At 46.8% G+C, this 11,676-nt stretch carries 10 protein-coding genes and 1 other annotated feature; of the genes, 2 read left to right on the top strand and 8 right to left on the bottom strand.

Annotation, left to right across the window (positions count from 1 at the left end; translation table 11 throughout):
- Positions 1–12 precede the first annotated feature (12 nt).
- A complete protein-coding gene (melA, locus tag SB24_RS15095; protein ID WP_031378733.1) occupies positions 13–1,311 on the top strand; it encodes an alpha-galactosidase MelA in 1,299 nt (432 codons plus the stop codon).
- Positions 1,312–1,346: 35 nt separating this feature from the next.
- Here melA and SB24_RS15090 read toward each other — a convergent pair whose 3' ends face one another.
- The 4 genes from SB24_RS15090 to SB24_RS15075 all read right to left on the bottom strand — a co-directional run bounded on the left by SB24_RS15090 (position 1,347) and on the right by SB24_RS15075 (position 5,506).
- Positions 1,347–1,895 carry a GNAT family N-acetyltransferase gene (locus SB24_RS15090; protein WP_079891305.1) on the bottom strand — a complete coding sequence of 183 codons (549 nt, stop codon included), beginning with the start codon at positions 1,893–1,895 and terminating at the stop codon, positions 1,347–1,349.
- Positions 1,896–1,904: 9 nt separating this feature from the next.
- Positions 1,905–2,216, bottom strand: coding sequence for a rhodanese-like domain-containing protein (locus tag SB24_RS15085; protein WP_003152299.1), 312 nt, complete (start codon positions 2,214–2,216; stop codon positions 1,905–1,907).
- A 115-nt stretch (positions 2,217–2,331) separates the two neighbouring features.
- Positions 2,332–4,746, bottom strand: coding sequence for a leucine--tRNA ligase (gene leuS / locus SB24_RS15080; RefSeq protein ID WP_031378731.1), 2,415 nt, complete (start codon positions 4,744–4,746; stop codon positions 2,332–2,334).
- A gap of 108 nt (positions 4,747–4,854) precedes the next feature.
- Positions 4,855–5,068: a binding site (T-box leader), on the bottom strand.
- A 102-nt stretch (positions 5,069–5,170) separates the two neighbouring features.
- Entirely contained in the window at positions 5,171–5,506 is a 336-nt protein-coding gene (locus tag SB24_RS15075; RefSeq protein WP_015418038.1) for a DUF4257 domain-containing protein, read from the bottom strand.
- Positions 5,507–5,894: 388 nt separating this feature from the next.
- On the opposite strand from SB24_RS15075, the gene SB24_RS15070 reads away from it, so the two are divergent.
- Entirely contained in the window at positions 5,895–6,680 is a 786-nt protein-coding gene (locus tag SB24_RS15070) for a YtvA family blue-light photoreceptor (protein ID WP_031378730.1), read from the top strand.
- A 41-nt stretch (positions 6,681–6,721) separates the two neighbouring features.
- On the opposite strand, the gene SB24_RS15065 is transcribed toward SB24_RS15070, so the two are convergent.
- The 4 genes from SB24_RS15065 to SB24_RS15050 form a co-directional block, all read right to left on the bottom strand.
- A complete protein-coding gene (locus SB24_RS15065) occupies positions 6,722–7,906 on the bottom strand; it encodes an MDR family MFS transporter (RefSeq protein WP_031378729.1) in 1,185 nt (394 codons plus the stop codon).
- A 195-nt stretch (positions 7,907–8,101) separates the two neighbouring features.
- A complete protein-coding gene (locus SB24_RS15060) occupies positions 8,102–8,812 on the bottom strand; it encodes a YwaF family protein (protein WP_033574235.1) in 711 nt (236 codons plus the stop codon).
- 107 nt (positions 8,813–8,919) lie between these two features.
- The gene (locus tag SB24_RS15055) at positions 8,920–10,860 is read right to left on the bottom strand and encodes an FtsX-like permease family protein (RefSeq protein WP_039254165.1); all 1,941 of its coding nucleotides are present in this window, start codon (positions 10,858–10,860) and stop codon (positions 8,920–8,922) included.
- A complete protein-coding gene (locus SB24_RS15050; protein WP_033574237.1) occupies positions 10,857–11,612 on the bottom strand; it encodes an ABC transporter ATP-binding protein in 756 nt (251 codons plus the stop codon). The genes SB24_RS15055 and SB24_RS15050 overlap by 4 nt, the downstream gene beginning before the upstream one ends.
- Positions 11,613–11,676 lie beyond the last annotated feature (64 nt).

The raw sequence follows: 11,676 nt of genomic DNA, 5'->3' as shown, positions 1-11,676 counted from the left end.
GAGGAATTTCTGTTGAAGAAAATTACGTTTATCGGAGCGGGGAGCACGATTTTCGCCAAAAATGTACTGGGGGACTGCTTACTGACTGAAGCATTAAACGGGTTTGAATTCGCGCTTTATGATATTGACGCTGTACGGCTGAAAGAATCCCAGCTCATGCTGGAAAACATGAGAGACCGCTACAATACGAGTATATCCATCATCTCCTACGATGACCGAAAACAGGCGCTTACACACGCCGGCTATGTGATAAATGCCATTCAGGTCGGCGGTTATAAACCCGCGACGGTCATTGACTTTGACATCCCGAAGCGGTACGGTCTCCGCCAGACGATTGCCGATACCGTCGGAATAGGCGGTATTTTCCGTTCCCTTCGCACCATCCCCGTTTTATTTGACATCGCAAAAGACATGGAAGAGGTCTGCCCGGATGCGTGGCTGTTAAATTATACAAATCCGATGGCCTCTCTGACCGGAGCGATGCTCAGACATACAAATGTCAAAACGGTCGGCCTGTGCCACAGCGTCCAGGTATGTACCAAAGATCTGTTTGACTCACTCGGCATGGATCACGAAGGGACGGAAGAACGCATTGCCGGCATCAACCATATGGCTTGGCTTTTGGAGATTAAAAAAGACGGAATTGATTTATATCCTGAAATTAAAAGACGGGCACGCGAAAAACAAAAGACGAAACATAAGGACATGGTGCGGTTTGAGCTGATGGATAAATTCGGCTGCTACGTAACGGAATCATCTGAGCATAATGCCGAATATCACCCGTATTTTATAAAAAGCCGGTATCCTGAGCTGATAGATGAACTCCAAATTCCGCTTGATGAATATCCGAGGAGATGCGCGGAACAAATCAACAATTGGGAAACGATGAGAGACGGCATTATCAACAACCAAAACCTGACGCATGAACGCTCAAAAGAATACGGTTCGAGAATTATTGAAGCGATGGAGACGGGCAAACCGTTCACATTCGGCGGCAATGTGCTGAATACCGGGCTGATACCGAATCTGCCGGCGAAAGCGGTCGTTGAAGTGCCTTGCACAGCCGTCAAAAACCACATTATGCCGTGCTATTCGGGCGAACTTCCCGAGCAGCTCGCGGCGCTCAACAGAACAAACATTAACACACAGCTTTTAACCATCGAAGCGGCCGTTACATTAAAAAAGGAAGCCGTATATCAGGCGGCCATGCTTGATCCGCATACGAGCGCCGAGCTTTCCATGAATGACATCATATCTTTGTGCGATGACTTATTTGAAGCGCACAAAGACCGGCTTCCGGCTTATCACTGATCATTCGCGTTCCGGTCCTAGGCGGCCGGACGCTTTTATATGTTCAGTACCAGTTTGACCGTCTGTAAAGTGTGTCCTTTAAAGTCTTCTTCAAATTCATATACCCATTGAAACCCTTTCGCTTGATAAAAGGATAAGGCAATGCGGTTCTCTTTTTCTGCATGGACATAAAGCTTTTTTACCCCGCCGGACTGCCTGATGCATTCTTTAAGGAGTGCCGTGCCTATCCCGTTTCCCTGGCAATCCGGGTCAATATAGATGGCGGTCAGCTCCGCATTTCCGTCTTTTTGAACCGGGGTGGCATTTGCAAAACCGAGCACTCGCCCCTCTTCTTCTGCCACAAAGAACAGAGAATGCAAGAGCCGGCGTTCCATCATCTCATCCTGATAGGCGGATTCGAGAAACTGATCTTGAATGTGTCTGGGAATAATCCCTTCATACGTATGATGCCAGCTGCGTTCTGCGACTTGCCGGACCTGTTTGATATCGTTTGTTTTCATCGCGCGGATCATCGGTTTCACCTGATTCGCCTCCCGTTTTTTAAAAAAAGAAGAAAAAGACGCACATCCCTTTTCTTCTTTCACTTCAAAGCGTTATTTCTTCGGCTTTGTTTCGCCTTCCCACTCCAGCATGCCGCCTTCAACATTAACCGTACGGAAGCCCTGCTCATGTAAATACATACAAACGTTCATGCTTCTTTTTCCGGAACGGCAGATAAATACATATTCCTTGTCCTTGTCTAACGCATCCATCTTCTCAGGGATGTCCCCCATGCGGATGTGAACGGCCTCCGGAATCATTCCTTCGGCAACTTCTTCGTCTTCTCTGACATCAATCAGATACAGCTCTTCTCCCGCTTTTAATTTTTCTTCCAGTGCGGCTGTGCTGATTTCATTTATTTTCAATGTGTGACACTCCCATTCATCTTTATGGTATTAAGTATACCAAAGCCCGCGGTGCAATTTCTATGATAGAGGCTGATAAAAAAGCCCCTCTCTGTAGGAGAGGGGCTTCGCCCGGTCAGTTTGCCACGATATTGACAAGCTTGCCCGGTACGGCAATGATTTTTCGGATCGTTTTTCCTTCAAGCTGCTCTTTTACTTTTTCGTCAGCTTGTGCGAGCTGTTCTAACGCTGCTTTATCAGCATCAGCCGGAACCATTAATTTCGCTTTTACTTTTCCGTTCAGCTGGACGACGATTTCCACTTCATCGTCCACCAGTTTTGATTCGTCATAGGCAGGCCAAGCCTCATATGCAATTGAACCTTCGTGGCCGAGTTTTTCCCACAGTTCTTCCGCCAAATGCGGCGCAATAGGAGAAAGCAGCTTCACAAAACCTTCGATATATTCTCTCGGCAGTTCATTCGCTTTGTAAGCTTCATTAATGAAGACCATCAGCTGAGAAATGCCCGTGTTAAAACGAAGGGCTTCGAAGTTTTCTGTCACTTTCATGACCGTTTCATGATAGACGCGCTCAAGAGTTTCGCCTGCGCCTTCTGTCACTTTGCCCGTAAGCTCTCCGTTTTCCTCGATAAACAAACGCCATACGCGGTCAAGGAAGCGGCGCGCTCCGTCAAGACCTGATTCAGACCAGGCGATAGATGCATCAAGCGGCCCCATAAACATTTCGTACAGGCGGAGCGTATCTGCTCCGTGAGACGCCACAATTTCATCCGGATTGACGACGTTTCCGCGGGATTTACTCATTTTTTCATTGTTTTCCCCCAGAATCATTCCTTGGTTATACAGCTTTTGGAACGGTTCTTTCGTCGGCACGACACCGATATCGTAGAGGAATTTATGCCAGAAACGCGCGTACAGAAGGTGAAGCACGGCATGCTCCGCTCCTCCAATGTAAATATCAACGGGCAGCCATTTATCCAGTTTCTCAGGTGAAGCGAGCTGATCCGGATTTTTCGGGTCGATAAAGCGGAGGAAATACCAGCAGCTTCCCGCCCATTGCGGCATCGTGTTCGTTTCTCTTCTGCCTTTTTTGCCCGTTTCAGGATCAGTGACTTCCACCCACTCTTTAATGTTGGCAAGCGGTGATTCACCTGTTCCGCTCGGTTTGATCTCATCGGTTTTCGGCAGAATCAGCGGCAGCTCTTCCGCCGGAACGGCTGTTGACGTGCCGTCTTCCCAATGAATGACCGGAATCGGCTCGCCCCAATAGCGCTGGCGGCTGAACAGCCAATCACGCAGACGGTATGTCACTTTTTTCTCACCGTTTTTCGTTTCTTCAAGCCAGGCGATCATTTTTTCAATCGCTTCCGCTTTATACAGTCCATTCAGAAAGCCGGAATTGACATGCTCTCCGTCCCCCGTGTACGCTTCTTCTTCCGTGTTTCCGCCTTTTACGACTTCTTTGACAGGCAGGCTGAACACTTTGGCGAATTCAAAATCACGTTCATCATGCGCCGGCACGGCCATTACAGCGCCCGTTCCGTAAGAGGCGAGGACATAATCCGCTATCCAGATCGGCAGCTTTTCCCCGTTTGCAGGGTTTACGGCATATGCGCCCGTGAAGACGCCCGTTTTTGTTTTCGCAAGATCCGTCCGTTCCAGGTCACTTTTCGCCTGAACTTCTTTAACATAAGCATCTACCGCTTCTTTTTGTTCAGGCGTCGTGATGGCCTCAACAAGCTCATGCTCAGGAGCCAGTACGGCATAAGCCGCGCCAAACAGCGTGTCCGGTCTTGTCGTAAACACGGTAAACGTGTCATTAGTGCCGTCGATCGCAAAATGCACGTTTGCGCCTTCTGAGCGTCCGATCCAGTTGCGCTGCATGTCTTTAATGCTTTCCGGCCAGTCAAGGTCTTCTAAATCTTCAAGAAGCCTGTCCGCATAAGCGGTGATTTTCAGCATCCATTGTCTCATCGGGCGGCGTTCAACCGGATGGCCGCCCCGCTCGCTTTTGCCGTCAATGACTTCTTCGTTCGCAAGCACCGTTCCGAGCGCCGGGCACCAGTTGACCGGCACTTCGTCTACGTAAGCGAGCCCTTTTTCGTACAGCTTGGTGAAGATCCACTGCGTCCATTTGTAATAGTCCGGATCAGTCGTATTGATTTCACGATCCCAATCATATGAAAATCCGAGCGATTGGATCTGGCGGCGGAAATTATCTATATTTTGTTTTGTGAACTCAGCCGGATCATTCCCCGTGTCAAGCGCGTATTGCTCGGCAGGAAGCCCGAACGCGTCCCATCCCATCGGATGAAGCACATTGTATCCTTGCATGCGTCTCATGCGCGAAAGGATATCGGTTGCCGTATAGCCTTCCGGATGTCCGACATGAAGGCCGGCTCCTGAAGGATACGGGAACATGTCAAGCGCGTAAAACTTCGGCTTGTCATTCTCTTCACTGACGGCGAACGTTTTATGATCCAACCAGTAATTCTGCCATTTCTTTTCTATTTTTTCATGCTGAAAACTCAACGTAAAAACCTCCTTCTGATTGAATACGGCGTATGTAGTCCAAGTATTGACGGGATGAGAAAGATTATATTCAGATTATTCTAAAACTAAAAAAACTCCCTCATCCCAAAAAGGGACGAGAGATTTTTATTTCCCGCGGTACCACCCTCGTTAGCGCGGTTTTGAGCCGCACTCACTTGATACTTTTAACGCAGTTATGCGTCAGCGGTTTTGCCGCTGCAACTCTGAGGCGAGTTCGGAAACAGACTTGATTGACTTGCACCGGCCGTCAACTCTCTGATTGCAAAATCTGCTTCTTACTGCTCCTCTTCACTGTTCTTATCGCTACCGTAATCTTACCTGTATTTTATAGAATTCTGTTCATAAGTGCAAGCAGGTTTGTATACAATGGGAATGTACCCGGAACGGGTCATGAGCGGGGATATTATTTTGATGGAGGATTTTTTTGCTGGTGTGGTTTTGCTTCGGCCGAATCACTGTTTTGTTCTCTGACAAAATCAAAGCTCCTGAGAACAGCTTCTCCGCCGTAGCCTGCGATTATGGATAAGATGACGAGTTGAATTCCTGAATCGGGGTCAGCGGATAAGACAAGTAAGATGGAAGCAGCCATTCCGATAAAACCATCTTCCAAAAAACCGAGATAGATAAACCGCTTTGTCATTCTGGGTTTCTCCAGCCTGCCTCTCTTTTTCACATGACCGAGAACCCCCATGATTCCTCCAATTACACAAGCAATTATTACCTGATGCAGCATCTTCATCACCTTCCTAAAGCCCTTATTTAGTAAAGCGACTTCAGGCCATCCAGCCCCCTTACGAATACGATGATTTTCGATATCTACATACCGGCGATTGAGCAGGAAAGTAAAAAGCTTGTTTCTTCCATTATATGTGAACACATGATCGGTAAGCTTGATGCATTAGATTCATTTTTCATCCAGTGACAATGACCTAGTCACTTACTTAGCGATGATGTGCCTTCCCCTTATATATTCAGTGTATATGAGGACAAGCCCGAATGACAAATTGCAAACTTCGGTTGCTTGAATCAGAACATATGTTATGCTACGGTTACTGTAGATTCATTTAAAAAGGGGAGAAACAATGGCTGAAAAAGCGCGCAGCTTTACGGCCAAAAGGGGGTTTTACATGGCTGACTCAAATGTATCCGGAAAACTGGAGCAGCTGGAGCTTATCAAAAAGGCGCTTGATCACGCACGCATCGGCGTGGTGATTACAGACCCCTCTCTTGAGGACAATCCCATCATATATACAAATCAGGGATTTATGGATATGACAGGCTACTCTTCCGAAGAGATATTAGGTAAGAACTGCAGATTTCTGCAAAGCAAAGAAACCGACCGTCAACAAGTCGCGAAAATCAGAAAGAGCTTAACCCAGAAAGAAAAGATCACGGTGCGGCTGAAAAACGTCAAAAAAGACGGCACCCCATTTTGGAATGAACTCAACATTGATCCTCTTTATGTTGAAGACAAGCTCTATTTTGTCGGTTTTCAAAAAGACATTACAGAGCAGAAAGAATACGAAAAGCTCCTTGAGGATTCCCTCACAGAAATCACGACGCTGTCAACACCGGTTGTTCCGATCCGAAACGGCATCTCCGCTTTGCCGTTAGTGGGAAACTTAACGGAAGAACGATTTGATTCAATTGTGACAACTTTGACGGACATATTAACCGCATCTAAAGATGATTACTTAATTATAGACTTATCAGGTCTGGCCGAGGTAAACGAACAGACCGCAGACCGGATTTTCAAATTGCACCACCTGCTTAAATTAATCGGCACGGAATTGATTATCACCGGTATCAAGCCTACCCTCGCCATGAGAATGAATCAGCTTGATGCCAGCTTTTCTTCATTAAAGACGTATTTAAACGTTAAGGACGCCGTCAACGTGCTTCCGGTCGTATAAACAAAAAAATCCCGCCGAAACAGCGGGATTTTTTTATGTCGTCATCGTACTTGGACGTTTTGTTTATTAACGGTTTTCAGGCGTTTGTCGTACAGCACCGTCGCTGCGATGCTGACAACAAGAAGCACCATCAGGATCCACAGCAGCACGCTCATTCCGTACTGATCAACCAGCACGCCGCCAAGGAGCGGCCCGATCATTCTGCCGCCCGTCGCCGCACTGTTGACGAATCCTTGGTAAAATCCTTCTTTCCCCTTAGGCGCAAGCTGATTGGCAATGGTAGGCACGGCAGGCCATACAAGCATTTCTCCGACGGTTAAAATCACCATTGCGGTGAGGTACATCGGAAATTGCTTGGCGCTGAGAAGCACGCCGAACGAGACGATAAAAATACAAAAGCCGATGACCATCTGCGTTTTTAACGCACCGGACCATTTTTTCAGAACAGCTCCCATGAGAGGCTGTCCGGCGACAATTAATATTCCGTTTACGGTCCAGAGCACACTGTATAATGAAAGCGGCATACCGATGCTTTGAGTATGTGACGCAACGGTTGTGGACCACTGCGAATAGGCGATCCACCCGAGAACATACCCGCCGCTCAATATGAGAAGCGCCGTAAATTTCGTTCTGCTGCTGACAGGCTCGTAGTCCAGAACAGAAACCTGGCTCGCATGCTGAGTTTTGATATTTCGAAACCCGAAAAATACGATAAGGAAAAACAGCACATACAGCATAGCATTGGCTAAAAACACGTACGTAAACGAGTACGCCGCAACCATCCCGCCGAGTGCCGAGCCCACGGCGACACCTGCGTTCTGAGCTACATAAATCGCATTAAAAGCTCTCCGCCCGCCTTCTTTCCATACCGCTCCCGCCATGGCGTAACTGGCCGGGAACACGATACCGGAACCGAAGCCGACAATGATGAGCAGCCAAATATAAACAGGCCATTGGTGAAACAGAACGAGTCCGAGAAGACTAGCCAATGTGATCATAATGCCCAGCATAATGGATTTGAATCCGCCGATTTTATCAAACAAAAATCCGCCGCATAAATTGCCCGCCACACTGGCACCGGAATTCAGCATCAGAACTATCCCCGCAACAGTCAGCGATTTCCCTAAATGATTATGAATATAGATCGTATTCAGCGGCCACAAAAAAGATGCGCCCGTCACATTGATAAACATTCCGATGATTAATATCTTCAAAGCGCGCGGCATACCGATCCCCCTCTCTCTATAAAAAACCCCATGAAAAAACGGAAACCGCAAGCCGCGGCTCCGTATCGAACACGTTATCATAGCACATTCATTCTATCGCCGCGGACATCTTTTTTCAACATCAGAATCTGAAAAAAATAATGCCGGAATGTTGAAAAAATTACAAATGATTGGATTCACAAAAACAGGCCGGCCTCATGCTCTTTTCCTCAGCAGCCAAAACGGGATATACAGAATGAAAAAGCTCAATATCACCGCCGCTTCCATTGATAGAAGATACCACGGCCAAGGTCCGAAAACATTCAGAAGCGAAGCGGTCTTCGGTTTTTTCATTAAATATAAGTAATTTGCATTCAGCATACGATCAATAAAAAAGACACACGCCCCGTACAGATTTACGATCAGCACCGATACCCACAGTCCGCGCGCCGACGGTCTGTACCTTTCTGCAGCGGCCATGAATAGACAGGTAAGAAAAACACAGCCGTGGGAGACGAAAAACACGATGTACCGAAAATGAGGGAAAGAATACGCCCCTAAATCAGGTGTTGTCATCGCCTGTACGGCGCTGCCCAAACCGGCAAAATAGAGGAAGGCGAACAGTTTTTTGCTTTTTGTCATGACCATCAGCATCGCCAAATAGACGGAAAGGTCGCTCAGCTGCAGCGGCAGAGCTGTTTTCAGCGACCAGGCATGATGACAAAGCAGCCATATATGATAGCTGATCTGCGACACGGCAAGGAGAATGAATAGTACATAGCGGATCATGCGACTCTGGTTGAGCTGTTTCCGGAATATGATCACGCACACCCCAAGCAATCCGATGATCAAAAGCGTGAAAATGTGTTCCCTGGAAAATAGATGAAAGGCTCCTGTTTCAGATTTCAATTGAAAATACTTCTGCATAAGGCTCCCCCGTGCGAAAAAATGACGTATGTCTATTCTTTTAAAAATCGCTTTCTTCTATTCATACAAAAAAAGCCTCCGCTTATGCGGAGGCTCCTCAACTTGTTTTACAAGGCGGATTGAATGACCTTTTTATAGTATAGCACCGACAGCATGCCGAAGATGGAGTACAGCAGCGTATACAGCGCCATGACGATGATCATCGGCGTCCACACTTCCGTTCCGAATAAAAACCATCCTGACTGAACGGCAAAATAGCTGTGGAACAGCCCGAGAACGAGCGGAATGCCGAAATGATACGCCTGCTTCCGGCGGATGCCTTTCAGCAGATCTCCCGTTGTGAAGCCGAGCTTCCGCAATATCGTATAATCAGCCTTCTCATCCTCACACTCGCCCATTTGTTTAAAATAAAGGATACAGCCTGAGGTAATCAGAAAGGTTAATCCTAAAAACCCGACAATAAACATGACCAGCCCCATGTTTTTCTTTTGCGTGTCAGCCGTTTCAAATTGTGAAAGCGCACCGTCTGAATAGTGCTGCGCCTGAAACAGACCATCAGCTTTTTGGATGTCCTCTTCACGTTTGAGTGTAATGCCGAAAAAACGATTTGATTTTCCCTGAATGGACGGGTCGATATCTTTCTCGATCCGGTCAAATACCTGCTGCGTGACGATAACGGTCGGCAGCCCTCCGCTTGTAAATGTATATGACAGGAGGAAGTCGTTCTTCAAGCCCTTATACGCCAGCGGTATTTTATCCGTTTTACCGTTTATATCAATGGATCCTGACGTTTTCAGGTCGAGAAATCTTTTCATCATATCATTATATCCGGTAAACACGGCTTCTCCGTCAGAAAGCTCCGTCCCTTCCGCGTCTTTCTCGCTTATAATCGGCAGCGCCAAGCTGGACGGGTCTTGTTGAAAGCTTTTCATATCGCCGTTTATGATGTTCTTCATATTGACACCGGCTAGAATGGTCTTGATTGTTTTCACTTTGTGTTCAATTCCGTTTTTCTTCAATAAAGCGGTAAATGAGTCAGTCTCCTTTTGGTTATCAAACGCAAAGTCCGCGGCTGTATTTTGCTCAGCCGATTTTTCCGCGGAATAGTACGAGATGTAGCTTAAAGACAGCAAACCGATTGCCAGCGCCGAAAGAGTCGTAATAATCGTCAGCAGGACGGCGTTTGACTTCATCCGGAACATGATGGATGACAAAGACAGCACTTCACTGACATTCAGATACCCGCCTTTTGATTTTCGGATGAGATTTGCCAGAAAGCTGACCGAACCTTTATAAAACAGATAGGTTCCGATAATGACCGAGCCGAGAATAAACACCATGGCCGAAAACAGTTCATTCATGCTCGTAAAACTGCCTCCGAATAAATCCGCGGACACGGCATAGCCGGCGATAATGGCCGCAATACCGACAACGCCGATCGCCATCTGCACCCAAGAGAGCCGCCTTATGCCGCTTTCTGACGATGACGCGGTTTTAAATAAAGACAAAATGCTTTGGCGTTTAATAAATAAGTAATTCATCATCATAATCAGCACGTAAATCGCCCCGAACACAATTAACGTCTGAACGAGCGCCTTGCTTGAAAAAAACAGTGAGACAGAGGCTTTCACACCGACTGTATGAAACAGCATCATCATACATAATTTCGAGAGAGAAAAGCCGGCAAAAATACCGATCCAAATCGATCCGAAATACAAAATGAAATTTTCTGTGCTGAGTATGCGGAAAATGTGCATTTTCGTCATGCCGATTAATCGGAATAAGCCGATTTCCCGGCCGCGCCGTTTAATAAAAATAGTGTTGGCGTATAAAAGAAATACCGACACGATCGCCACAAGCAGTACAGAGGCGGCCCGGATTGCCGCCGCTCCTTTTATGGAGCTTTTCATTTCATCAAGCGCCGGATCGTATTGCATCGTGACAAACGCGAAATAAAGGGCGGCGCTGAACACCAGCGCAAAAACGTAAAGGTAATAGTTTTTCAAATTCTTTTTCAGGTTCTGGAAGATCAAATGATGAATACTCATGCCTGAACCCCGCCCAATACACTTTGCGTTTTCATAATATCCTGAAAAAATTCCGGTCTGTCCTGGCCGCCTTTATTCAGCTGTGTATACACACGGCCGTCTTTAATGAAAATCACACGTCCGGAATAGCTGGCGGCAACCGGATCATGCGTCACCATCACAATGGTGGCGCGGCGTTTTTGATTCAGACGGCTGAGTTTATTCAGTAAATCCATGGCAGCCTTTGAATCGAGCGCTCCGGTCGGCTCATCAGCAAAAATAATGCCCGGTTCGTGAATAACAGCTCTTGCGGCAGACGTCCGCTGTTTTTGCCCGCCGGAAATTTCACTCGGATACTTATGTCGCAAATCATAGATCCCAAGCTCCTCTGCCGTCTCGGCAAATCGCAGGTCCGCCTCTTTCTTAGACATTTTCGTAATGGATAACGGCAGGAGTATGTTTTCTTTCACGGTCAGGGTGTCCAATAAATTATAATCCTGAAAAATAAAGCCGAGATGCCGTTTTCTGAATTCGGCAAGCTGCTTTTCTTTCATGGATGTAATCTCCGTCTCATTCAGTTTAATGGTGCCCGCGCTCACTTTATCAATGGAGGAAAGCACATTCAAAAGGGTCGTTTTCCCTGATCCCGAAGGGCCCATAATGCTGACGAATTCCCCTTTGTGAATCTGAAGATCAATTCCTTTCAGCACTTCTTGTTTATTCAGCTTGTTTCCGTAGCTTTTTTGGATATTGCCTGCTTCTAAAATCATCACGTTCTGATTCTCCTTTTACATTGGTTATCTTTATTTTAAAAACAGAAGCCGTTTTTTTCGTTTG

It is taken from the genome of Bacillus sp. Pc3 (assembly GCF_000815145.1).
Classification (GTDB): domain Bacteria; phylum Bacillota; class Bacilli; order Bacillales; family Bacillaceae; genus Bacillus; species Bacillus velezensis.
The sequence above is the reverse complement of the archived record's forward strand: the minus strand, read 5'-3'. Positions and strand labels throughout refer to the sequence as shown.